The sequence below is a fragment of the Citrobacter gillenii genome (assembly GCF_013337685.1).
Classification (GTDB): Bacteria; Pseudomonadota; Gammaproteobacteria; order Enterobacterales; family Enterobacteriaceae; genus Citrobacter; species Citrobacter gillenii.
The window spans coordinates 22263-47190 of sequence record NZ_SUQN01000006.1 but is presented as its reverse complement, the minus strand read 5'-3'; the positions used below and the strand labels follow the sequence as shown (position 1 = coordinate 47190).

Here is a 24928-nt window from a genome sequence, read left to right as displayed (position 1 = left end):
TGATGAACCCTTTGACTTAATGTGGTTTTATTTAGCGATCGTGCTTCCGTTTACTGATATTCCCGTAAAAGAGCGTGAAAAACACGTTACAATAGCCGGGTACTTCGTTTTCGCGAGACAGGAAGAAGAACATGGATATTAACAACAAAGCACGTATTCATTGGGCATGCCGTCGCGGTATGCGTGAGCTGGACATTTCGATCATGCCGTTTTTCGAACATGAGTATGACAACTTAAGTGATGACGAAAAGCGCATTTTTATCCGTTTGCTGGAATGTGATGACCCCGATTTATTTAACTGGTTGATGAATCACGGGAAGCCGGCTGATGCACAGCTGGAGCAAATGGTACGGCTTATCCAGACACGGAATCGGGAACGTGGTCCAGTGGCAATCTGATTTACGCGTCTCCTGGCGCGCACAGTGGATTTCGTTGCTCATTCATGGGCTAGTGGCGGTGCTTATTTTATTGATGCCATGGCCACTGAGTTACACCCCTTTATGGTTGATTTTGCTCTCTCTGGTGGTGTTCGATTGCGTGCGCAGTCAGCGCCGTATCAACGCTTGTCAGGGAGAGATTAGACTATTGATGGATGGCCGCCTGCGTTGGCAAGGGCAAGAGTGGTCGATTGTTAGCGCACCCTGGATGATAAAAACGGGCATGATGTTGCGTTTGCGGTCAAGTACAGGAAAGCGTCAGCATCTGTGGCTGGCGGCGGACAGTATGGATGATGCCGAATGGCGGGATTTGCGTCGGTTGATATTACAACCGTCAATGCAGAAATAGCGCTGACGGTAAGGTTACAGACCTTCACCGTCAGTCAGCAGACGCTCAGGACCAGTGTTCGGCCATTTCGCCAAGAATTTGCTCACACCATGCCTGGATGCGTTCATCGCTAAGATCGTACTGGTTGGTTTCATCCAGGGCAAGGCCGACAAACAGTTGCCCATCGGCAATAACAGGTTTATCGCTGGTAAATTCGTAGCCTTCTGTTGGCCAGTAACCGACAAACTTCACCCCTTTCGTGACCAGCTTGTCGTGCAGCATTCCCAGCGCATCCAGGAACCATTCACCGTAACCCAACTGATCGCCCATGCCGTAGAGAGCAACAATTTTGCCTTCCAGGTTGAGGTCATCCAACTGATCCCAGACGGCTTCCCAGTCCTCCTGGATTTCGCCGAAATCCCAGGTTGGGATACCTAAAATGAGCACGTCGTACTGCTCCATTAAGGTCGGAGAATCATCCTTGAGGTTGTGTAATGTCACCAGCTCGGGACCAAGAATATCGCGGATTTTCTCTGCTGCCATCTCGGTGTAGCACGTGCTGGAACCGTAAAAAAGACCCATGTTCATTACTAAACGTCTCAATTCTGCTGTAGCGTTGCGCGTAGTGTATCAGAATCGCCGCAATCACGGCACAATGAGGCATAATGCATCAAAAATGAGAATGAAATAAGGGGCGCGAGTGGAACAAGATCTGGCGCGCATCGAGCAATTTCTTGATGCCCTGTGGCTGGAACGCAATCTGGCGGAAAACACATTAAGTGCGTATCGTCGCGATCTAACCATGCTTGTTGAATGGCTACACCATCGCGGTGTTTCTCTGACGACGGTACAGAGCGATGACCTGCAAGCACTGCTGGCCGAGCGAATGGAGGGGGGGTATAAAGCCACCAGTTCCGCGCGTTTGTTAAGTGCAATGCGGCGATTTTTTCAACATCTCTATCGCGAGAAATTCCGCGATGATGATCCCAGCGCTTCGCTGGCTTCACCTAAGCTACCACAGCGTTTGCCAAAAGATCTCAGTGAGGCGCAGGTCGAGCGACTGCTGCAGACCCCGCTGATTGACCAGCCGCTGGAACTCCGAGACAAAGCCATGCTCGAAGTCTTATATGCCACCGGTTTGCGCGTTTCTGAGCTGGTGGGGCTGACGATGAGTGATGTCAGCCTGCGTCAGGGCGTTGTGCGGGTCATTGGTAAAGGTAATAAAGAGCGGCTGGTACCGTTGGGTGAAGAGGCTGTGTATTGGCTGGAAACCTATCTGGAGCACGGACGACCATGGTTGCTCAATGGCGTCTCCATTGATGTGCTGTTTCCCAGCCAGCGTGCGCAGCAGATGACACGCCAGACCTTCTGGCATCGAATTAAACACTATGCTGTGTTAGCGGGAATCGACAGCGAGAAGCTGTCGCCGCACGTACTGCGGCATGCTTTTGCCACGCATTTGCTTAACCATGGCGCTGATTTGCGCGTGGTGCAGATGCTGCTTGGTCATAGCGATCTCTCTACCACACAAATTTATACCCATGTCGCAACGGAGCGCTTGCGTCAATTACATCAACAGCATCACCCGCGTGCGTGAGTGCTGACAGGAAAGGATAGGTTATGAAAAAAAGTTTTATGATGCTCACCCTGCTGGCGACGGCGTTTTCAGGCATGGTGCAGGCAGACGACGCGGCGATTCGTCAGTCATTAACGAAGCTGGGTGTACAAAGCACTGAAATTCAACCTGCTCCGATTGCGGGAATGAAAACTGTACTGACCAACAGCGGCGTGCTGTACGTCACCGAAGACGGCAAGCATATTATTCAGGGACCGATGTATGACGTGAGCGGTGCAAGTCCGGTTAACGTCACCAATCAACTGCTGATGAAGCAGCTGAACGCGCTGGAAAAAGAGATGATCATCTATAAAGCGCCGCAGGAAAAACACGTTATTACCATTTTCACCGACATCACCTGCGGCTATTGCCACAAGCTGCATGAAGAGATGAAAGACTACAACGCACTGGGAATTACCGTGCGTTATCTGGCCTTCCCTCGCCAGGGACTGGAAAGCCAGGCCGAGCAGGACATGAAATCCATCTGGTGTGCGTCAGATAAAAACAAAGCGTTTGATGATGCCATGGCGGGTAAAAGCGTGAAGCCAGCAACTTGTAATGTGGATATTGCTGACCATTACGCGCTGGGCGTGCAGTTTGGTGTAAGCGGCACGCCGGCGATCGTTCTGAGCAATGGCTATGTTGTTCCTGGCTATCAGGGACCGAAAGAGATGAAAGCGTTCCTCGACGCGCACCAAAAACAGACCAGCGGTAAATAATTCGCGTGAAACAACAGATACAACTTCGTCGTCGTGAAGCCGACGAGACTAGCGACCTGCCTGCCGATCTGCCGCCGCTGTTGCGTCGTTTGTACGCCAGCCGCGGTGTGCGTAGCGCGCAGGAGCTTGAGCGTAGCGTCAAAGGCATGTTGCCGTGGCAGCAATTGAGCGGTGTCGAAAAGGCGGTGGAGATCCTCTATAACGCTTTTCGTGAAGGCACCCGCATTATCGTGGTGGGGGATTTTGACGCCGATGGCGCAACCAGCACGGCGCTGAGCATTCTGGCGATGCGAGCATTGGGATGTAACAACATTGACTACCTGGTGCCCAACCGTTTTGAAGACGGTTATGGTTTGAGCCCGGAGGTGGTGGATCAGGCACATGCCCGCGGCGCTCAGCTGATCGTCACCGTCGACAACGGCATCTCTTCCCATGCCGGCGTTGAACATGCCAGAACGCTGGGGATCCCGGTAGTGGTTACCGATCACCACCTGCCCGGCGATACCCTGCCGGGTGCAGTGGCGATTATTAATCCTAACCTGCACGACTGTACGTTCCCGTCGAAATCACTGGCGGGCGTCGGCGTGGCTTTTTATCTGATGCTGGCATTGCGTACTTTTCTTCGTGATAAGGGCTGGTTTGATGAGCGAGCTATCACCCCGCCAAACCTCGCAGATCTACTTGATCTGGTTGCGCTAGGTACGGTGGCCGATGTTGTCCCGCTGGACGCTAATAACCGCATCCTGACGTGGCAAGGCTTGAGCCGTATTCGCGCAGGGAAATGTCGTCCTGGCATTAAAGCGCTGCTTGAGATTTCAAATCGCGACCCGCAGAAATTGGCCGCCAGCGATTTAGGCTTTGCGCTGGGGCCACGCCTGAATGCGGCAGGCCGCCTGGATGATATGTCTGTTGGCGTGGCGCTGTTGCTGTGCGACAACATTGGCGACGCGCGGGTGCTTGCCAGTGAACTGGACGCGCTCAACCAGACGCGGAAAGAGATAGAGCAGGGCATGCAGACGGAAGCGCTGACCCTGTGCGAGAAGCTTGAGCGCAGCAGCGAGACGCTGCCTGGCGGGCTGGCGATGTATCACCCCGAGTGGCATCAGGGCGTGGTAGGGATCCTGGCGTCACGCATTAAAGAGCGCTTTCACCGTCCGGTGATCGCCTTTGCACCGGCTGGAGACGGCACCCTTAAAGGGTCGGGGCGCTCGATTCAGGGCCTGCACATGCGAGATGCACTGGAGCGACTGGATACCCTTTACCCGGGCATGATCCTTAAGTTCGGCGGCCACGCCATGGCGGCAGGATTATCGCTGGAAGAAGCACAGTTTGAGTGCTTCCAGCAGCGTTTTGGTGAGCTGGTGACCGAGTGGCTCGATCCTGCCTTACTGCAGGGCGAAGTGGTCTCCGATGGCCAGCTAAGTGCGGCGGAGATGACCATGGACGTCGCACAAATGCTGCGTGATGCAGGACCGTGGGGGCAAATGTTCCCGGAGCCGCTGTTTGACGGGCGCTTTCGCCTGCTTCAGCAGCGTCTGGTTGGCGAGCGTCATCTGAAGGTGATGGTTGAGCCCGTCGACGGCGGACCGCTGCTGGACGGTATTGCGTTTAACGTTGATACCGCTATCTGGCCGGATAACGGCGTTCGTGAAGTCACGCTGGCCTATAAGCTGGATATTAACGAGTTTCGCGGCAACCGCTCATTGCAAATTATTATCGATAATATCTGGCCACTTTAGCGTCACTATATCTATAAAAAAGAGCGTGGATTGGTTACAATCCCGCTCTTATAACCGCATTTTGACTCGTCCAATAAAAGAAAACAGACCATGTTTGAAATTAATCCGGTAAATAACCGCATTCAGGACCTCACGGAACGCTCTGACGTTCTTAGGGGGTATCTTTGACTATGATGCCAAGAAAGAGCGTCTGGAAGAAGTAAACGCCGAGCTGGAACAGCCGGACGTCTGGAACGAACCCGAACGCGCGCAGGCGCTGGGCAAAGAACGTTCTTCCCTTGAGGCCATTGTCGACACGCTCGACCAAATGAGCCAGGGCCTGGAGGATGTCTCCGGCCTGTTAGAACTGGCTATAGAAGCCGACGACGAAGAAACCTTTAACGAAGCCGTTGCCGAACTCGATACGCTGGAAGAAAAGCTGGCGCAGCTGGAGTTCCGTCGTATGTTCTCCGGTGAATATGACAGCGCAGATTGCTATCTCGATATTCAGGCCGGTTCTGGCGGCACCGAAGCGCAGGACTGGGCTAGCATGCTGATGCGCATGTATCTGCGTTGGGCTGAAGCACGCGGCTTTAAGACTGAAATTATTGAAGAATCTGAAGGTGAAGTGGCGGGTATTAAATCTGTGACCATCAGAATCGCTGGCGAATATGCTTACGGCTGGCTACGTACTGAAACCGGCGTACACCGCCTGGTACGTAAGAGCCCGTTTGACTCCGGCGGTCGCCGCCATACGTCGTTCAGCTCTGCGTTTGTCTATCCGGAAGTTGACGATGACATTGATATCGAAATCAACCCGGCAGACCTGCGCATTGATGTTTACCGCGCTTCAGGTGCGGGTGGTCAGCACGTTAACCGTACAGAATCTGCGGTGCGTATTACCCACATCCCGACCGGGATTGTGACACAGTGCCAGAACGACCGTTCCCAGCACAAGAACAAAGACCAGGCCATGAAGCAGATGAAAGCGAAGCTTTATGAACTGGAAATGCAGAAGAAGAATGCCGAGAAGCAGGCGATGGAAGACACCAAGTCCGACATCGGCTGGGGTAGCCAGATTCGTTCTTATGTCCTGGATGACTCCCGCATCAAAGATCTGCGTACCGGGGTTGAAACCCGTAACACGCAGGCGGTGCTGGATGGCAGCCTGGATCAATTTATCGAAGCAAGTTTGAAAGCAGGGTTATGAGGAACCAACATGTCTGAACAACACGCACAGGGCGCTGACGCGGTAGCCGACCTTAACAATGAACTGAAAACGCGCCGTGAGAAGCTGGCTAACCTGCGCGAGCAGGGGATCCCGTTCCCGAACGATTTCCGTCGCGATCACACCTCAGACCAACTGCACGCTGACTTCGACGCGAAAGAAAACGAAGAGCTGGAAGCGCTGAACATTGAGGTATCCGTTGCCGGTCGTATGATGACCCGCCGCATTATGGGGAAAGCCTCATTCGTTACGCTGCAGGACGTTGGTGGCCGCATTCAGCTGTACGTTGCGCGTGACGATCTGCCGGAAGGCATTTACAACGAGCAGTTCAAAAAATGGGATCTGGGCGATATCCTCGGCGCGAAAGGTAAGTTGTTTAAGACTAAAACCGGCGAGCTGTCCATCCATTGCACCGAGCTGCGTCTGCTGACTAAAGCGCTGCGTCCGTTGCCGGACAAATTCCACGGCCTGCAGGATCAGGAAGCGCGTTACCGTCAGCGCTACCTGGATCTCATCTCTAACGATGAATCTCGCAATACCTTTAAAGTGCGCTCACAGATCATGGCGGGTATTCGTCAGTTCATGGTTGGCCGCGGCTTTATGGAAGTGGAAACCCCGATGATGCAGGTGATCCCTGGCGGTGCTGCTGCACGCCCGTTCATCACCCATCATAACGCGCTGGATCTGGACATGTACCTGCGTATTGCGCCGGAACTGTACCTCAAGCGTCTGGTGGTTGGCGGCTTCGAACGTGTGTTCGAAATTAACCGTAACTTCCGTAACGAAGGCATCTCCGTTCGTCATAACCCAGAGTTCACCATGATGGAACTCTATATGGCTTATGCGGACTACAAAGACCTGATCGAACTGACCGAATCGCTGTTCCGCACGCTGGCGCAGGACGTTCTGGGAACCACCGAAGTGCCTTACGGCGAAGAAGTCTTCGACTTTGGTAAACCGTTCGAAAAACTGACCATGCGTGAAGCCATTCAGAAATACCGTCCGGAAACCAACATGGCGGATCTGGACAACTTCGACTCTGCTAAAGCGATTGCTGAATCTATCGGCATCAAGGTTGAGAAGAGCTGGGGTCTGGGTCGTATCGTGACGGAGATCTTTGAAGAAGTGGCGGAAGCGCACCTGATTCAGCCGACCTTCATTACCGAGTACCCGGCAGAGGTTTCTCCGTTGGCTCGTCGTAACGATGACAACCCGGAAATTACTGACCGCTTCGAATTCTTCATTGGTGGACGCGAAATCGGTAACGGTTTCAGCGAGCTGAACGATGCAGAAGATCAGGCGCAGCGTTTCCAGGATCAGGTTAACGCCAAAGATGCGGGCGATGACGAAGCGATGTTCTACGACGAAGACTACGTTACCGCTCTGGAACACGGTCTGCCGCCGACAGCCGGTCTGGGGATTGGTATCGACCGTATGGTTATGCTGTTCACCAACAGCCATACCATCCGTGACGTGATCCTGTTCCCGGCGATGCGTCCGGTTAAATAAGATGTGAAATGCCAGATCGCGCCACGCTTTTCCGGCCTACGATAAGCATGATTTGTAGGCCGGATAAAACGCTTTCGCGTTGCCATCCGGCAATCAATTACGGTTAGCAAACTCGCGTAATAATTCGCGCGCTTTATCGTTAGATGCCTGCATTACCATCCACGGGCTGAAGGCCCACGGTGTGGCATCCAGCGCACGTAAGACATCCTCAAGTTCACTCCACTGCTCATCCATTACTTCATCCGTGTTTGGCCGTCGCACACTGATAACTCGTGCGGCATAGACCGGGCAAACTTCGTTTTCCACAATCCCACTGGGGTCTGCAGCGCGGTAACGAAAATCAGGATACACGGGCGTGAGTTCGGCTACCTCCACACCCAGTTCGAAACGAGCGCGACGGATGATGGCGTCTGCAGTAGTTTCACCGGACTGCGGATGGCCGCAGACCGAGTTAGTCCAGACGCCTGGCCAGGCTTTTTTGTGTAGCGAACGCCGAGTCACCAACAGTTGGCCCTGGTCGTTAAAGAGCCAGCAGGAGAAGGCTGAGTGTAGGGGCGTTGTAGCGGTATGCGCCGCATACTTTTCCAGTGTTCCGCAGGGCTGGTCCTGCTCATTCAACAAAATGACATGTTCCTGTCGCATCGCATCCACCATTAATCTTGAGCATCACTATTATATGCCTAATTGTGGCCGATTGATTATCCGTCGGTGTGAAATGCCTGAACGGACGATTCGTGCCGCGATATGATTTGGCATCCGGCATCGGACTGCTATGATAAAGCGTCTTAAAATGTTGCGAGGAATTGTTTTGAGTGCGGGACGCCTGATGAGAAAACGCTTTGTTATCACAATAATGTTGCTGAGCAGCCTGATCGTCGCGGGATGTTCAAGCTCATCTGATTCCGGTTCTGGTTCTACCTATACCGTTAAGCGGGGAGATACGCTGTATGGTATTTCACGTGCGACAGGGACCAGCGTCAAAGAGATCGCGCGCCTGAACAACATTTCTCCCCCCTATACCATAGAAGTTGGGCAAAAGCTTAAGGTCAGCGGTGGCGCGAAAACCAGCACGGCATCGGCGAAAACAAAATCTAAATCGAAATCCTCCACCAAAACGGCAGCAGTCAGACCGTCTTCTTCTGTGCCACAGTCATCCTGGCCACCGGTAGGGCAACGCTGTTGGCAGTGGCCAGCGAGTGGGAAGGTGATATTGCCATACTCCACGGCTGAAGGTGGCAACAAGGGGATTGATATCTCTGCCGCGCGCGGCACGCCTGTTTATGCGGCTGGAGCCGGGAAGGTGGTCTATGTCGGCAATCAGCTGCGTGGCTACGGCAACCTCGTGATGATAAAACATGGCGAAGATTACATTACCGCCTACGCCCATAACGATACGCTGTTGGTTAACAACGGGCAAACAGTGAAAGCCGGGCAGAAAATTGCCACCATGGGCAGCTCTGATGCGGCTTCGGTGCGCCTGCATTTCCAGATCCGTTATCGCGCTACGGCTATCGATCCGCAGCGCTATTTGCCGCCGCAGGGCAGCAAGCCAAAATGCTGACGGTGAATTAATCGCCAGTCAGTCGATCAGCCCCTTGCCAGGAAGTGTGTAAGGTTTATAATCCCTTACGCACTTCAATGCGGGCGTAGTTCAATGGTAGAACGAGAGCTTCCCAAGCTCTATACGAGGGTTCGATTCCCTTCGCCCGCTCCAAACTCAACTCCCCTGAAGTCTATCAAACTCAACTTTTCCTTGATAAATCAGCAGTTATAGCATTCTATTAGTCTATTGAACTCAATTGTACTCCCCCAGGGTCAAGCTCAATGTGGGGGTATGGATGGGGGTATAATTGTACCCCCTGCTGAGAGGTACCCCCAATGAAGCTGACAGCTCGTCAGGTTGAAACTGCAAAACCCAAAGAGAAGCCCTACAAACTGGCTGATGGTGGTGGTCTTTACCTGCTGGTTAATCCCAACGGTAAAAGATACTGGCGTCTCAAATACCGTTCGTTAGGTAAAGAGAAGCTGCTCGCTATTGGCGTTTACCCCGATGTTTCTTTAGCTGAGGCCAGAAGTAAGCGTGAGGATGCAAAAAGGACATTAGCGGCAGGTAACGATCCTTCTCTTGAACGAAAAATTGAGAAACTTAGTCGTCAACAAGACGCTGAAAATTCGTTTGAGGCTATCACTCGAGAGTGGTATCAGCGTCGCTATGATCGCTGGTCTGTCTCTTATCGTGAAGAGATGATGAGAACCTTTGAGAAGGATGTATTTCCTTATATCGGCCACCGACCAATCAAAGATATCAAACCGATGGAGTTGCTTGCTGTTCTTTCAAAGATAGAAGCTCGAGGAGCAACTGAGAAGGTCCGTAAGGTTCGCCAGCGTTGTGGAGAGGTCTGGAAGTATGCCGTTGTGACTGGCAGGGCCGAGTACAATCCAGCACCTGATCTAGCCAGCGCCGTAACTCCTCATGAGAAAGAGCACTATGCTTTTTTAATCCAGGATGAATTGCCAGAGTTTCTTCGGACCCTGAACTCCTATGCCGGTAGTGTGATTGTTAAGATTGCGATGCAATTACTTATTTTGACTGGAGTAAGGCCTGGGGAATTGAGGCAAGCGGAGTGGCAGGAGTTTGATTTTGAGCGGAAGGTTTGGAACGTGCCAGCAGAGCGCATGAAAATGCGCCGCACTCATCTGGTTCCATTATCAAGCCAGGCAATTGACCTATTTAATCAGCTTAAACCTATGACGGGAGCAGGAGCGTTGCTGTTCCCAGGACGTAATAATCCTAAGAAACCGATGAGTGATATGGCATTGACTGTGTTGGTAAGGCGCATCGGCTATGCAGGACGCGTTACAGGGCATGGATTCCGCCACACGATGAGTACCATTTTGCATGAGCAGGGATTTAACTCGGCCTGGATTGAGTTACAGCTGGCTCACGTCGATAAGAACTCAATTCGTGGAACGTATAACCATGCTCAATATCTGGAGGGGAGGAGGGAAATGATGCAGTGGTATGGGGATTATGTCGAAGCGTGTTTAACTAAGTTCGTATAAGTTTGAGAATAGGGAAAACGAGGTTTTGATGTTTTTCCCTTCTCTAAGGTCATTATTGTTGTTGGCTGTATAAAAAAACAGTATATTAAACAGTGCATTAGATCACTAAAAACGGTTCTATAAATTTATTTTTTTTGATTTTCGTGATACATATCGCCTTAAATAGTTTCATTTGCATCCACTAGAATAGCTGGATAACAATTGAAATTTTTAGCTATTGTAGGAGATTGAGGTGGCTAAAAATAAAGCGGTAAATGCTGGGGTAGATGCCTTAACAGGTTTCGAGTTTCAGAGAAACTGTGCATTATATCTTTTGTTAGATAATTTTAATTCTTTCATTAACAAAAACTTTTTTATTTGTATTGAACATCATGATGATTTTCTTTTTTGCTATAAAACTGACTGTTTAGTTTATATTAACGAGATATATGCCTACCAGGCAAAAAAGCTTAGCGGAAAAATATGGACTATTGATGCTAGATTTTCTGAGATGGTATCTAAAATTCTATTGGTAGGGGATAATCTAAAAAATGATTCTTTCGAAAAAAGTGAGGATTATAGACATCAGTTAACCTTTATATCAAATACAGAAATGGAATTAAAATATTCGCCTCTGAAGAAGTTAAAAGACGAAGGTACTACTGAGCAGATAGTAAAGATAAATGAGCAAAACTCGACCTGTGCATATGATAAATTACACGAAAGTATTAGAGTTAAAATTGAAGAAAAAATAACAGAAATTTGCAATGAAGGATCTTCTGCTTTTCATCGACAAGAGCTAAGTAACTTAAATATTCAGTGGGTAGACTTCCCAAGAACTGCGGCTAAACAAAAAGAATCTCTTATTGGACTTATGGTTATAAAATTCCCTCATATAGCTGATTCGAAAGCAGCTATTGATGTGATACTTACTCTATTTAGGGATGTGGAAACTGTATATAACCAAGGGCAGGAAATACGCCTACTTGATCCAACAAAAAGGGTTGAAGGCGACGATATTAAAAAAGTTATGAATATGATTGATTCACAGCAAAAAGCATTCGACTATTGGCGTGCCGCAGCACAGCAATTCTCAATGAAATTTAGAATACCACTTAATATACAGAAAAATCATGAAAACTATATACTTAACTCTTTTGAACTACTCAAGGATATGAGTAATTACGATTATCAAATTATTAAAGGCTTTGTTAGAAATAATGATTACACAACTCAATATTTTTCTCTTCAAGACGCATTAACTGCATATGTTGATAATGTTAGAAAATCTCATTCTATAAACCTAGATAATATTGATACATTTTTTGCAGTTCTGTGTTCATACGTTGAGTGTTACGATTAAGGTAAACCATGAAGACAATTATAAAGTTTGATAGATTGTTTGTTGTCTCTGAAAGTCATAATTTATATTTCGATCAAAAGTTTTCAAATAAAATAAACATAATAAGTGGGTGTAATACCTCGGGTAAAAGCACTTTAATACAGAGTGTTTTATTTACCTTTGGAATTAATGATGTTAAAGATGGCTTGAGTGAAATTATTCGATACAACCCTACATTCAGATTGGATTTCAGCATCACTAAAGGAGGTGTAGATAAAAAATATATAATAGTAAGAGAGCTTGGTAGCATATATTTAAAAGAGGATGGGGGGAATGTTTTTAGCTTTCATGGAATTGACTCTGATGGTCGAGTTGAACATGTGAAGCTTAAAGAGATGTTATCTCAATTATTTGATTTTAACATGCTTTTAGAACAAAAGGGCGAGCTAAAAAAAGCATCGATAGAATGTATGTTCCTACCTTATTATATTTCTCAATCTGTAGGGTGGGTTTATTTAAGAGAGTCATTCTCTAACCTTGGTTTTTATAAAGATTTTAAAGACACATATCTTGATTATTATCTTGGAATAGAAAATTCTTTTGATAAAGAATATTTTTATAAGTTAACAAAAGAGCGGGCACAACTTCAGTCGAAGATCTCCTCATTGAATAAATATAGCGCTGAGCCTCACTTTGTTGTTTCTAAATTACTAGATGAAGAATTCGGTGATGAGGCTCAGAAGTATATTGATGGTTATATAAATTTAGTAGCATCATTAGACGAAGAACGTGATGTATATACTAGTTTGTGTAATAAATTATCCTTAACTAAAAATCATGTCAAGATACTAAGAAGAACTAAAAGAAATATTAAAAACCAAAACTATAACAATATTGATCGTTGTCCTGCGTGTACTCAAATACTTCCTTATTCCTTAGAGGGATTATATGGTTATTATCAAAACATCAATGATACTGATAAACTATCAGAGCAAATAAATAATAAAATACAAAAAATACAGTCTGATATTAATGGTTCTCTTGCGAAGATTAAAAAGTTGGAAATTGATATATCTTCAAAATATTCATGTTTTCTTGAGAAAAAATCACAAAATGTATCTGTTAATACATGGATCGATAATAAAGCAAACATACGTCTGTTAAGCAATATTCATGAAGAGATAGAAGAACATACAAAAAGGTCTGATGAAATTAAAGGGTTGATTGATGGAATGGGAGAGGAGCAGTCTCTTTTTGTCGAGCGGTTTAACAAAGAAAAAGATTTCAAGGAGATATTTAAAAAATACCTTAATGACATGCAGTTGTTCAATGTAACAGAACCTAGATATACAGATCTTTATAAAATAAACTCGTTCCCTTTTCAAGGCGTTGAGCTTCATAAAACTGTAATGTCATATCATTTTTCATTAAATTCTTTAATAAGAGAAACAGACAATATACATCGACTTCCATTTATGCTCGATGCAATTCTTAAAGAAGATATCGATGACAGAAATTTTGATATCATACTGTCGTTTGTTGGAAGAAATCTTCCGACAGATACTCAATCATTTATATCGATGTCTGAGTATTCTGAGGATAACCTCTTGCAAGATGGTAAAGAGGTGAATGCATTCCGAAGAGCCAAGGTTAAAGATATTAAGGACCGATATTTCCCAGAGGATACGAATGTATTCTTTATTGGTGATGGGAAGCACGAGAGAACATTTTTATCCAAACCTTTGGATTTAAACCTCGATATCTTTGTGGATACTTGTAAGCTTACTGAATAATTTCTTTAGTTAATAGCGAACGCACAAGTTTGTGCGTTCGCTATTTATGCAATACATTCGTTTTTTCGTATATGATCTTGCAAGGAATCTTTCACCGAGTATTATAGAACCAGATAGGTAGGGGAACGACTATGATTTTTACAGCATTACAACTCTTCAAAAATCTCTCCGATGAAACCCGCCTGGGCATCGTGCTGCTGCTCAGGGAGATGGGAGAGCTGTGCGTGTGCGATCTTTGCACGGCGTTGGAGCAGTCACAGCCTAAGATCTCCCGCCATCTGGCAATGCTCCGGGAAAGTGGTCTATTGCTGGATCGCAAACAGGGCAAGTGGGTTCACTACCGCTTATCCCCGCATATTCCTTCCTGGGCCGCTCAGGTGATTGAGCAGGCCTGGTTAAGCCAACAGGACGACGTACAGGCCATCGCCCGTAAGCTGGCATCGGCAAACTGCTCTGGTAGCGGTAAGGCTGTTTGCATCTAAAAAATTTGCCTGAACATATATGATTTTACGAATGTGAGGTATTCAGGATGAAGACGTTAACGGTGTTTGACCCGGCAATGTGCTGCAGTACCGGCGTATGTGGCTCAGATGTCGATCAGGTTCTGGTTGATTTTTCTGCTGATGTGCAGTGGCTGAAAGGACGTGGTGTACAGGTTGAACGTTACAATCTGGCACAGCAGCCTATGAGCTTTGTTCAGAACGAGAAAGCGAAAGCATTCCTAGAAGCATCTGGGGCAGAAGGGCTTCCGCTACTGCTGTTGGATGGCGAAACGGTGATGGCAGGGCGGTACCCAAAACGTGCTGAGATAGCTCGCTGGTTTGGTATACCGCTGGAGAGGGTAGGGTTAGCTCCCACCAACTGCTGTGGTGGTAATACTTCCTGTTGCTGATATGTCAGGAGGACATATGAAATTCTTACAGAACATCCCGCCTTATCTGTTTTTTACCGGTAAGGGAGGCGTAGGAAAAACTTCCATTTCCTGCGCGACGGCTATCCGCCTTGCCGAACAGGGTAAGCGGGTTTTGCTGGTCAGTACCGATCCTGCCTCGAATGTCGGACAGGTATTCGACCAGGCTATCGGTAACACCATTCGCCCTGTGACGGCAGTTCCTGGGCTTTCTGCTCTGGAGATTGACCCGCAGGAAGCCGCCCAACAATACCGCTCCAGAATCGTTGATCCTATCAAAGGTCTTCTGCCTGATGACGTTGTTAACAGTATCAGCGAACAGCTTTCAGGAGCCTGTACGACTGAGATTGCGGCGTTCGATGAGTTTACTGGCTTACTGACCGACGCTTCTCTGCTGACCCGCTTTGATCACATCATTTTTGATACAGCGCCGACGGGCCACACGATTCGCCTTCTCCAGCTTCCCGGTGCCTGGAGTAGCTTCATTGAAAGCAATCCAGATGGTGCTTCCTGTCTTGGCCCAATGGCCGGGCTGGAAAAGCAGCGTGAGCAGTATGCTCATGCAGTAGAGGCGTTATCCGATCCTGATCGTACCCGACTGGTTCTGGTTGCACGACTGCAAAAATCTACGCTGCAGGAAGTCGCCCGCACCTATGAAGAACTGGCTGCGATTGGGCTGAAAAACCAGTACCTGGTGATTAATGGTGTGCTGCCTAAAGCCGAAGCTGAATATGACGCCCTGGCCGCTGCGATATGGCAACGGGAACAAGAAGCGCTGGCAAATCTTCCTTCCGGGTTATCTGAGTTGCCGACAGACAGCTTATACCTTCAGCCGCTGAACATGGTTGGTGTCTCCGCGCTGAAAGGCCTGCTAAACGAATATGCTGAATCAGCATCGCTTCCTGTACAGAGCGAGAGCATGCAGGTCAAGCCAGAGAATGTGTCGCTGTCTGCCATGGTTGATGATATCGCCCGTAGTGAACACGGTTTGATTATGCTGATGGGCAAAGGTGGCGTAGGTAAAACCACGATGGCTGCTGCCATCGCCGTCAGGCTGGCGGATATGGGATTTGATGTCCATCTCACCACCTCAGATCCCGCTGCACATCTCAGTGCAACGCTCAATGGAAGTCTCAAAAATCTACAGGTCAGCCGAATCAACCCTCACGATGAAACTGAACGCTATCGGCAGCATGTTCTTGAGACGAAAGGCAGGAATCTGGATGAGGTAGGGAAACGGCTGCTCGAAGAGGATTTACGTTCTCCTTGCACGGAAGAGATTGCGGTGTTCCAGGCGTTCTCACGCGTAATCCGTGAAGCAGGCAAACGGTTTGTGGTCATGGATACGGCACCTACCGGGCATACGCTATTACTGCTTGATGCTACCGGGGCTTATCACCGTGAGATTGCCAAGAAGATGGGGGATAAAGGTCATTTTTCCACTCCGATGATGCAGCTTCAGGACCCGGAACGCACCAAAGTCCTGCTGGTCACTCTGCCTGAAACCACACCGGTGCTGGAAGCGGCAAACCTGCAGGCTGATCTTGAAAGAGCGGGGATTCATCCGCGGGGCTGGATTATCAATAACAGCCTTTCCATTGCGGATACGCGTTCTCCGTTGCTTTGCCAGCGTGCTCATCAGGAACTGCCTCAGATTGAGGCTGTTAAGAATCAGCACGCTGACCGTATAGCGCTTGTTCCGGTGCTGGCGTCAGAGCCCGCCGGTATTGAAAAGCTCAGAGAGTTGATGAGTTAATTTTTTGGCATATACAGGGCGACAAAGTCGCCCTGTCAGGAGGTTTTATGTTACTGGCAGGCGCTATTTTTGTCCTGACCATTGTTTTGGTTATCTGGCAACCAAAGGGATTAGGGATCGGCTGGAGTGCAATGCTGGGCGCGGGACTGGCTCTGATATCTGGCGTTGTGCATGTGGGAGATATTCCGGTGGTGTGGAATATCGTCTGGAACGCGACGGCGACCTTTATTGCCGTAATTATTATCAGCCTGCTGCTTGATGAGTCCGGTTTTTTCGAATGGGCAGCGCTGCACGTTTCCCGCTGGGGTAACGGTCGTGGACGTTTGCTCTTTACGTATATCGTTCTGCTCGGTGCGGCGGTGGCGGCACTGTTTGCCAACGATGGTGCGGCACTTATTCTGACGCCGATAGTCATCGCCATGCTACTGGCATTAGGGTTCAGCAAAGGCACGACACTGGCATTCGTCATGGCTGCCGGGTTTATTGCCGATACGGCCAGCCTGCCGCTTATCGTGTCGAACCTGGTGAATATCGTATCGGCTGATTTCTTCGGTCTGGGGTTCACGGAATATGCATCTGTTATGGTGCCGGTGGATATCGCCGCCATTATCGCCACGCTGGTGATGCTGCATCTGTTCTTCCGCAAAGATATTCCGCCGACTTACGACCTGGCTCTTCTGAAAGCACCGGCAAAAGCGATTAAAGATCTGGCAACCTTCAGAACCGGTTGGATCGTGTTGATCCTTCTTCTGGTTGGCTTTTTCGTCCTTGAGCCGTTGGGTATCCCGGTCAGCGCGATTGCTGCTGTAGGGGCTGCCATTCTGTTTGCGGTGGCGAAACGAGGCCATGCCATTAACACTGGCAAAGTGCTTCGCGGTGCGCCATGGCAGATCGTCATCTTCTCTCTGGGGATGTATCTGGTGGTCTATGGCCTGCGTAACGCCGGTCTAACAGAATATCTCTCTGGCGTACTGAACGTGCTGGCAGATAAAGGACTTTGGGCTGCGACGTTTGGTACCGGCTTCCTGACGGCTTTCCTGTCTTCCATCATGAACAACATGCCTACCGTGCTGGTTGGCGCTCTCTCTATTGATGGAAGCACCGCAAGAGGCGTTATCAAAGAGGCGATGATCTATGCCAACGTGATTGGCTGCGATCTGGGGCCGAAAATCACACCGATTGGTAGCCTGGCAACGCTGCTTTGGCTGCATGTCCTTTCACAGAAGAATATGACCATCACCTGGGGATACTATTTCCGCACCGGGATCGTCATGACTCTGCCTGTGCTGTTTGTAACGCTGGCAGCGCTGGCGCTACGTCTCTCTTTCACTTTGTAATGAGATACTGATATGAGCAACATCACCATTTATCACAACCCAGCCTGCGGCACATCGCGTAATACGCTGGAGATGATCCGCAATAGTGGTACTGAACCGACCGTTATTCTTTACCTTGAGACTCCACCTTCACGCGATGAGCTGGTCAAACTCATTGCAGATATGGGCATTTCCGTCCGTGCTTTGTTGCGTAAGAACGTCGAACCGTTTGAGGCACTGGGTCTTGCAGAAGATAAATTTACTGACGACCAGTTAATCGATTTTATGCTGCAACATCCGATTCTGATTAACCGTCCGATTGTAGTGACGCCACTGGGAACTAAACTTTGCCGTCCTTCGGAGTTGGTTCTGGATATCATTCCGGAACGTCAGAAAGGAGCATTTACCAAAGAGGATGGTGAGAAAGTCATTGGCGAAACGGGGAAGCGTGTTAAGTAATCTGCCCACTTTAAAATATCGGACGCCTGTTAACGCTATGCGGGCGTCCACCTTTCGCTCATAGCGTAACGTTCCGGTGAACTCATCTTCACAACGATTTTCAGCCCGTTAGCATGGGCTGCATCACTTAATCGGACTTACCGGAGTCACACGATGCCAAAAAAACGCTGGACCATTAAAGAGAAAAAACAGCACGTCGCATGCTGGCGGGCCAGCGGCCTTACCCGCCTGCAATACGCTGAACTCCATGCCGTTCCATTCAAATCCCTCAGGCAGTGGCGACAGCGGTATGCGAAACCGCAACTGGATACCCTGTGGGTCTGCCTAACGGCGCAGGCGCAGAAATGCGCGCCGGGTTCAGCGCTGCATAAAGCGATAAAATATGCGCTGTCTCACAAAACAGAACTGAGCCGGTTCGTGGAGGATGGCGCATTGCCGCTGGACAATAACCGGTGCGAGCGTGCGATCCGCCAGGTGGTGATGGGGCGGAATACGTGGCTGTTCGCCGGATCGTTGCAGGCAGGGTATCGTGCGGCAGCGGTGATGAGTCTGCTGGAGACGGCGCGGAGCCGTCTGGCTGGCTGAAATGGGTGCTGGAACGCCTGCCGAAATGGCCGGAAGATCGGCTACATGAGTTATTACCCTTCGCGAAAAATCCCCTGATCGACTGACTCAAAACGGCGAAATGCAGAACGGGGCGGCTTCGTCAATGTGAGTTCACCGGAACATTACCTCATAGCAGACCTCGCAACGCTTCAGGCGGTCCGCTTTGTGCCAGGAGCGGACGTTGATAACACTGTGTTATGTATAATTTATACTGAGCAGGTCGCGGTGCTAATACCAGACTTTCAGAGCAACGCATTGGCCCGCTTTGGTGGGATAATACAGAATGTTTTGACACAAAAAGTCATGCCAGTTGCGCAGTACTGCGCAACTGGCATATCCATCGACTTGCATTTATTCCAGCTTAGGCATGATTCTCAAGTGACTAATCTTTCATTCCAAAGGCTTTTCTCAATCCCTTACTAACCATACTGGCAGGTGCAAAACGACGTAGTCTGGCAAGCAGCGTGGCTTCACCGCCCGGTGTGTGTCGCATTTCCCATGGCCCTAATGCTGCAGTAACAATTACCCCTGCAACGCTCTCGGGTAAGGAAGCCGTACTGACTTGTTTCAGTATGGTCCCCAGGGTCTGGCCTCGCGCATTCTCATAAAAGGCTATCTTTTCTGCCGTTTCAGCGGAGTTCACATCAAGTTTTGTTCTTGTAAAAGAAGGCTCAACCAGCGTAGCGCGAACACCGCTTCCACGTAGCTCGTGATCCAGGGTTTCAGACATGCCTTCCAGAGCATGTTTGGACGCAGCGTAGATACCCATAAAGGGCGCGGGCAGAAAGCCCAGCACGGAGCTGACATTCACGATGCGCCCGCTTTTCTGGTTTCGCATGTGTGGCAGTACGGCTCTTGTCGTACGTAATGCCCCAAAAAAATTGGTATCAAACAACCGGGTGGCCTCCTCTACTGACGTTTCCTCAACCGCACCAATCAGGGACACTCCCGCACTGTTAACCAGAACATCAATGCGTCCGGCTTTGGCTATCACTCTTTCAATTGCCTGTTGTACCGAATGTTCATCGCGTACATCCATTTCTGTCAGCGCAACACCATTCAACGGGGAAGCGCTATTGATATCCCTGACAGTACCAAATACCTGACAACCTCTGGCTTTAAAAGCCAGGGCTGCCGCCCTGCCAATACCTGACGAAACGCCGGTAATCAGAACGGCTTTATGTTCAGACATTTTTTAATCCTTCAGAAGTGGATTGGTTTTCGGTTGACGAGGTTGAAGCCGGGCTCTTTATCCGGAACCAGATAGCATACATGGCAGGCAGGAATACCAGCGTAATGATGGTCCCAGCCAGTGTCCCACCTATCAGGGTATAGGCAAGGGTTCCCCAGAACACCGAATGTGTTAACGGGATAAAGGCCAGAATGGCAGCCATCGCCGTGAGCAGTACAGGCCTGGAGCGCTGTACCGTTGCCTCAATGACCGCATAAAAGGGTTCAAGCCCTTCCTGCTCGTTATGATGGATCTGCCCGATGAGGATCAGCGTGTTACGCATCAAAATCCCTGACAGGGCAATCAAACCAACCAGCGCATTGATGCCAAAGGGCTGGTTGAAGAGCAGCAAGGTTGGCACCACGCCTACCAACCCCAGAGGTGCAGTCATAAACACCATCACCATCGCCGCCATCGAACGCACCTGAAGGATAATGATCAGCAGTGTCATGGCTATCATGATTGGGAATAAGGGGGCCATCGCTTTGGTGGCTTTCCCTGACTCCTCAATCGAGCCAGCCTGTTCAATCCGGTATCCATCAGGAAGCGTTGTGATGATGGGCTGCAGCTGCTTCATAATCGCAGTGGAGACATCTGGCGGCTGCTGGGATTCAGCGATATCACCCCGAACGGTAATGGTTGGCATCCGATCACGACGGCGCAGAACAGGATCTTCCATCCGCACTTCGACCTCGCCAACCTGCGATAATGGGATACGCTGCCCTGCAGAGCCGACCAGGGTGAAACCCGCTATTTTCGCAGGATCAAGCCTGATATCCCCGGCAGCACGCCCCATAACCTGCACCGAACGAATATCTTCTCGCACAGCGGTGATCGGGATGCCCGAAAGCAGGAACTGAAGCTGCTGTGCAACGGCGTTTGATGTCAGCCCTACCGCCTGCAGGCGATCCTGATTCAGGGTGAAATGCAGTGTCGGCACCCGTGAGCCCCAGTCCGTGTTGACCGTTCTCATTAACGGGCTGGACTGCATCAGCGTTTTCACCTTATCCGCAATGTCGCGCAATACGGCGGGATCCGGCCCTGTCACACGGAAGGCAACCGGATAGGGTGAATAGGGGCCAAACACCAGTTGGGTCACGCGAACCCGCGCCTGAGGAGCCAGTCCATCGGCCACCGCCTGGCGAAGACGGAACTTGAGCGCCTCACGGGATTCCTGACTGTCCGTCAGGATAACAATTTTCGCAAAAGAGGGATCCGGCAGTTCCGGCGCCATGGCGAGATAAAAGCGGGGTGACCCTTGCCCGATATAAGCCGTCACGATTTTTGCTTCTTTCTGGCGCTTCAGCCAGTCCTCAATTTTCGTCACGGCTGCGCTGGTTTGTTCAATGGAAGTGCCATACGGCATCTGTACTTCCACGAGAACCTCAGGCCGGTCAGACGTCGGGAAAAACTGCTTTTTCACCAGCGCCATACCGAGAATGGCAACGGTGAATACCGCGATGACAGAACCTGCGACCAGCCATTTTCGCGCGATTACCCGCGTCAGCAACTGACGAAAACGGTTGTAGCGGCGGGTGTTGTAGATAGCATCATGCCCCCCTTCAACCGTTTTGATGTCCGGCAGCATTTTCACCCCGAGATACGGCGTAAACACCACCGCCACCACCCAGGAGGCGATCAAGGCAATCCCCACAATCCAGAACATATTGCTGGTGTATTCACCCGCTGTGGATTGCGCAAAACCGTTGGGCATAAAGCCGACAGCCGTGACCAGCGTACCAGCCAGCATTGGCGCAGCGGTGTGGCTCCAGGCATAGGCCGAGGCTTTGATCCGGTCGTATCCCTCCTCCATTTTCACCACCATCATTTCGATGGCAATGATGGCATCATCCACCAGTAAACCGAGCGCCAGGATAAGCGAGCCCAGGGTAATACGGTCGAAGTTTTTACCTGACGCCTCCATGACCACAAAGACGACAGCCAGCGTCAGGGGCACTGCAGCCGCAACCACCACACCCACACGCCAGCCCATACTGAGAAAGCAGACCACCATCACGACGAGCAGCGCGACGAAAAATTTGATCATGAACTCGTCTACGGCGGAACTGATATTGACTGACTGATCGGTGACTTTCGCGAATGTCATGCCGAGTGGCATATCCGCATTGATGCTGGCGGCTTCCTTATCCAGCGCTTTACCCAGATCCAGACCATTCCAGCCCTCACGCATCACGATACCCAGCAGAAGTGCAGGTTCGCCCTGGTTACGCACCATAAAGGTCGCCGGATCTTCGTAGCCACGCTCAACTGTCGCGACATCAGAAAGCTTCAGTGTCCTTCCCTGCGATACAACAGGCGTTTCACGAATTTTCTCCAGCTTGTCAAACGCCCCATCCAGACGGATAAAAACCTGTGGCCCACGTGTGTCTATCGAGCCGGCAGGCGTCAGCACGTTCTGGTTGTTCAGGGCAGCAAAGATATCCTGAGCAGAGACCCCCAGGGTTGCCAGACGGTCATGGGAAAATGAGACAAATATCCGCTCGGCCTGCTCACCGATAATATTGACCTTTTTCACCCCGGGGACATGCAATAAGCGCTGGCGTAATGACTCGGCATCGCGCACCAGTAGCCGCTGTGGCTCTCCTTTTGCCTTCAGCGCAAAGAGCGCAAAAGTGACATCCGAGAACTCATCGTTGACCATCGGGCCGATAACGCCTGCCGGCAGTTTTTTTGCCTCATCATTAAGCTTTTTGCGCGCCTGATAGAATTCTTCCTTGACCTCTGAGGGGGGAGTACTGTCCAGCAATGAGAGCATGGTAAAACTCAGACCGGGACGCGTGTAGGTCTCAGTGCGGTCATACCACCTGAGTTCCTGGAGGCGTTTTTCCAGCGGTTCGGCCACCTGATCCTGCATTTCCTGAGCAGTCGCCCCCGGCCAGGCCGTAATGATGGTCATCTGCTTGACCGTAAAGGGTGGGTCCTCTGCACGTCCGAGTCCAAGGAATGAGAGAATACCTGCAACGGTGATCAACAGTATAAGAAACAGCGTAACGGAACGCTCGCGTACGGCGAGCGCGGAAAGATTAAAACGCCCGCGACTCATGGACGACTCCTGGCGACACTGACATCGCTCTGCTTAACCAGCCGGACTGTCTCACCGTCATGGAGCAGATGAGCGCCCAGAGCCACAACCTGTTCGCCGGGCTTAAGGGTGCCGGTCACGCTTGCCTCATCATCCCCGAGGCTGACAACCTGAACGGGTCGCCATGCCACTCTGGCGGGGTTACCTGAAATGCTCCAGACGCCCGGGCCTTTACCCGCGTCAAAAATGGCGGCTAAAGGCACCTGCAACAACGGTTGCGATGCTTTGTTCTGCGCAATATGGAGGGTGACAGTGGACCCCAGGGGGGCACCAGACAATGGACTGTCGAGCACGTACCTTGCCTCAAACGTGCGCGTCAGCGGGTCAGCAGCATCAGAGAGCAACCGCAGTTTCGCTGAAACAGGTTGTTCATCGCTGCCGTACAGTGAGGCCAGCGCCGCGCTTCCAACAGCCGGACGCAGCGTCTCAGGTAGCTGCACGACCGCTTCGCGTTGCCCTGCTCTGGCCAGCCTGATAACCGGCTGGCCGGCACTGACCACCTGACCTGGTTCGGCCAGCGTATCCATCACCACCCCGTCGGAATCGGCCACCAGGACCGCGTAGCCCATGGCGTTTTGCGCCACATTAGCCTGCGCCTGGGCGGCACTGAGGTCAGCCCGGGCCGTATCTGCGGCGGCCTTAATCTGGTCGTAAGCGGATGCCGATACAGCACCTGCGCTGACCAGACCGCGATAACGCGATTCATCATCCGCTGTCTGTCGGGCGCGGGCTCGTGCAGCGGCAACGGCCTGCTGCTGAGCCTGAGCCTGCAGGCTCAGATCAACAGGATCCAGACGCATTAGTGGCTGACCACGTTTCACGACCTGACCGGTATCAACGAGGCGTTCCAGGATTTTGCCCTGGACCCTGAAACCAAGGTCGCTCTGAATGCGTGCAACCACCACCCCCGTGAAAGCGCGGGAAAAGTCGGTTGCGTTGATCGCTGCGGCAGATCTGACCAGAGGTGGCAGACTACGTGGATCACTGTTATCGGAAGCGTCACCGCAGGCTACAAGGGCAAACGGCAACAGACAGACAGCAAAGGAGACAGGTTTAAGCCCGAGCATGGGTTCCCTTAATTCATTAAACAGGACAGGAATCCATATTTATACTTGTGACCAAATTTGTCAATAGTCACATAATCAGGGTGACAAACTTCTCAGAATCAGTGATGGCAGCAACACCGCCGCTGACTGGGCGGTTTCCAGATTATATTGCAACTGAACCGGGCTGATATAGGGACGCATGACCATAAAAATCGCATCTGCTGCTTCGTCCAGTGGCGTTTTTCTTTCGAATTCACCAGCCTGGCGCCCTTCAACAATGATCTGCTCAATGAGCTGCCGTAACTGCTGCTCATGAGCTTGTGCTGAGGGCCATTTGTCACGCACAGCAACAGCCGCGATGTCGTGTAACTTACGGTCATGAAAAAATAAATCACATCCGGATTCTGATAATGCCCTGAATAACCGTCTTATTTTCTCTGCAGCTGTTGGTGCATCCACAATCGCTGCGTTGACAATGTCCCTTATGCTCGCCAGCCGGTTAGCACAGATCACTTCTCCGATCGCCTGTTTGGAATCGAAAAACTTGTAGATATAAGCCTTTGAAAAACCAATTGCTTTGGCGAGGTCGGAGACGGTGGTTTTTTCGTACCCAAAGTGGCTGAAATGCTCAGTGGCCGCCTCAACGACCTGATCCCGGACACTGTGGTCTGAAGGTCCCCTGGAGGGAGTTTCGTTCATCTTCTTAATCATTATTCCAGCTTAGCTCAAAGCAATATGATTGACAACGAGTGACTATTTGGTAATGTGGT

General features: G+C 50.3%; 22 protein-coding genes, 1 tRNA gene and 1 pseudogene. 18 read left to right on the top strand and 6 right to left on the bottom strand.

Going from position 1 to position 24928, the window contains the following annotated elements; translation table 11 throughout:
• Positions 1-131 precede the first annotated feature (131 nt).
• Together sdhE and FCH32_RS14690 are read left to right on the top strand one after the other, a co-directional pair.
• A complete protein-coding gene (sdhE, locus tag FCH32_RS14695; RefSeq protein WP_096755798.1) occupies positions 132-398 on the top strand; it encodes an FAD assembly factor SdhE in 267 nt (88 codons plus the stop codon).
• Positions 379-786, top strand: coding sequence for a protein YgfX (locus FCH32_RS14690; protein WP_096755799.1), 408 nt, complete (start codon positions 379-381; stop codon positions 784-786). The genes sdhE and FCH32_RS14690 overlap by 20 nt, the downstream gene beginning before the upstream one ends.
• Before the next feature lie 45 nt (positions 787-831).
• On the opposite strand, the gene fldB is transcribed toward FCH32_RS14690, so the two are convergent.
• Complete coding sequence (gene fldB, locus FCH32_RS14685; RefSeq protein ID WP_096755800.1) at positions 832-1353, bottom strand: flavodoxin FldB; 522 nt, start codon at positions 1351-1353, stop codon at positions 832-834.
• A gap of 112 nt (positions 1354-1465) precedes the next feature.
• Here fldB and xerD point away from each other — a divergent pair, with 112 nt between their 5' ends.
• The 5 genes from xerD to lysS all read left to right on the top strand — a co-directional run bounded on the left by xerD (position 1466) and on the right by lysS (position 7554).
• Positions 1466-2362 carry a site-specific tyrosine recombinase XerD gene (xerD, locus tag FCH32_RS14680; protein ID WP_096755801.1) on the top strand — a complete coding sequence of 299 codons (897 nt, stop codon included), beginning with the start codon at positions 1466-1468 and terminating at the stop codon, positions 2360-2362.
• A 23-nt stretch (positions 2363-2385) separates the two neighbouring features.
• Positions 2386-3099 carry a bifunctional protein-disulfide isomerase/oxidoreductase DsbC gene (gene dsbC, locus FCH32_RS14675; RefSeq protein WP_096755802.1) on the top strand — a complete coding sequence of 238 codons (714 nt, stop codon included), beginning with the start codon at positions 2386-2388 and terminating at the stop codon, positions 3097-3099.
• A gap of 5 nt (positions 3100-3104) precedes the next feature.
• Positions 3105-4838, top strand: a complete 1734-nt coding sequence (gene recJ, locus FCH32_RS14670) for a single-stranded-DNA-specific exonuclease RecJ (RefSeq protein ID WP_174361126.1) — start codon at positions 3105-3107, stop codon at positions 4836-4838.
• Positions 4839-4928: 90 nt separating this feature from the next.
• Positions 4929-6027, top strand: a protein-coding gene (gene prfB / locus FCH32_RS14665; protein WP_115257544.1) for a peptide chain release factor 2 whose coding sequence is annotated in 2 segments (ribosomal slippage) — positions 4929-5003 and positions 5005-6027 — 1098 coding nt in all. Because the reading frame shifts where the segments join, the coding sequence is not laid out codon by codon here.
• A gap of 9 nt (positions 6028-6036) precedes the next feature.
• Positions 6037-7554, top strand: coding sequence for a lysine--tRNA ligase (gene lysS, locus FCH32_RS14660; RefSeq protein WP_096755805.1), 1518 nt, complete (start codon positions 6037-6039; stop codon positions 7552-7554).
• A 93-nt stretch (positions 7555-7647) separates the two neighbouring features.
• Here the strand turns inward: lysS and idi are convergent, their stop codons facing one another.
• Complete coding sequence (gene idi, locus FCH32_RS14655; RefSeq protein WP_174361125.1) at positions 7648-8196, bottom strand: isopentenyl-diphosphate Delta-isomerase; 549 nt, start codon at positions 8194-8196, stop codon at positions 7648-7650.
• A 160-nt stretch (positions 8197-8356) separates the two neighbouring features.
• On the opposite strand from idi, the gene actS reads away from it, so the two are divergent.
• The 11 genes and pseudogenes from actS to FCH32_RS14600 all read left to right on the top strand — a co-directional run.
• Positions 8357-9115: an amidase activator ActS gene (gene actS, locus FCH32_RS14650; RefSeq protein WP_168246980.1), complete on the top strand. Its 759-nt coding sequence runs from the start codon at positions 8357-8359 to the stop codon at positions 9113-9115.
• 79 nt (positions 9116-9194) lie between these two features.
• Positions 9195-9268: transfer RNA gene (locus FCH32_RS14645), tRNA-Gly, on the top strand.
• Positions 9269-9432: 164 nt separating this feature from the next.
• On the top strand, positions 9433-10617 hold the full coding sequence (locus FCH32_RS14640) for a tyrosine-type recombinase/integrase (protein ID WP_174361124.1): 1185 nt from the start codon (positions 9433-9435) through the stop codon (positions 10615-10617).
• A gap of 232 nt (positions 10618-10849) precedes the next feature.
• Positions 10850-11959 (top strand): dsDNA nuclease domain-containing protein, encoded by a 1110-nt coding sequence (locus tag FCH32_RS14635; RefSeq protein ID WP_174361123.1) that lies wholly within the window; start codon positions 10850-10852, stop codon positions 11957-11959.
• Positions 11960-11967: 8 nt separating this feature from the next.
• Positions 11968-13731: a P-loop NTPase family protein gene (locus FCH32_RS14630; RefSeq protein WP_174361122.1), complete on the top strand. Its 1764-nt coding sequence runs from the start codon at positions 11968-11970 to the stop codon at positions 13729-13731.
• Positions 13732-13862: 131 nt separating this feature from the next.
• Positions 13863-14213: an As(III)-sensing metalloregulatory transcriptional repressor ArsR gene (gene arsR / locus FCH32_RS14625; protein WP_047620677.1), complete on the top strand. Its 351-nt coding sequence runs from the start codon at positions 13863-13865 to the stop codon at positions 14211-14213.
• 47 nt (positions 14214-14260) lie between these two features.
• Positions 14261-14623 (top strand): arsenite efflux transporter metallochaperone ArsD, encoded by a 363-nt coding sequence (arsD, locus tag FCH32_RS14620; protein ID WP_174361121.1) that lies wholly within the window; start codon positions 14261-14263, stop codon positions 14621-14623.
• A gap of 16 nt (positions 14624-14639) precedes the next feature.
• Positions 14640-16397: an arsenite efflux transporter ATPase subunit ArsA gene (arsA, locus tag FCH32_RS14615; protein WP_174361120.1), complete on the top strand. Its 1758-nt coding sequence runs from the start codon at positions 14640-14642 to the stop codon at positions 16395-16397.
• A 47-nt stretch (positions 16398-16444) separates the two neighbouring features.
• Complete coding sequence (arsB, locus tag FCH32_RS14610) at positions 16445-17734, top strand: arsenite efflux transporter membrane subunit ArsB (RefSeq protein WP_174361119.1); 1290 nt, start codon at positions 16445-16447, stop codon at positions 17732-17734.
• A gap of 12 nt (positions 17735-17746) precedes the next feature.
• On the top strand, positions 17747-18172 hold the full coding sequence (gene arsC / locus FCH32_RS14605) for a glutaredoxin-dependent arsenate reductase (protein WP_174361118.1): 426 nt from the start codon (positions 17747-17749) through the stop codon (positions 18170-18172).
• 177 nt (positions 18173-18349) lie between these two features.
• A pseudogene (locus FCH32_RS14600) lies at positions 18350-18843 on the top strand (IS66 family transposase); the annotation flags it as partial.
• A 317-nt stretch (positions 18844-19160) separates the two neighbouring features.
• Here FCH32_RS14600 and FCH32_RS14595 read toward each other — a convergent pair.
• The 4 genes from FCH32_RS14595 to FCH32_RS14580 all read right to left on the bottom strand — a co-directional run bounded on the left by FCH32_RS14595 (position 19161) and on the right by FCH32_RS14580 (position 24869).
• A complete protein-coding gene (locus FCH32_RS14595) occupies positions 19161-19970 on the bottom strand; it encodes an oxidoreductase (RefSeq protein ID WP_174361117.1) in 810 nt (269 codons plus the stop codon).
• A complete protein-coding gene (locus FCH32_RS14590; RefSeq protein ID WP_174361116.1) occupies positions 19963-23073 on the bottom strand; it encodes an efflux RND transporter permease subunit in 3111 nt (1036 codons plus the stop codon). The genes FCH32_RS14595 and FCH32_RS14590 overlap by 8 nt, the downstream gene beginning before the upstream one ends.
• Complete coding sequence (locus FCH32_RS14585; protein WP_174361115.1) at positions 23070-24179, bottom strand: efflux RND transporter periplasmic adaptor subunit; 1110 nt, start codon at positions 24177-24179, stop codon at positions 23070-23072. Before FCH32_RS14585 ends, FCH32_RS14590 begins: the two co-directional genes overlap by 4 nt.
• A 75-nt stretch (positions 24180-24254) precedes the next feature.
• On the bottom strand, positions 24255-24869 hold the full coding sequence (locus tag FCH32_RS14580) for a TetR/AcrR family transcriptional regulator (protein ID WP_174361114.1): 615 nt from the start codon (positions 24867-24869) through the stop codon (positions 24255-24257).
• Positions 24870-24928: the final 59 nt, after the last annotated feature.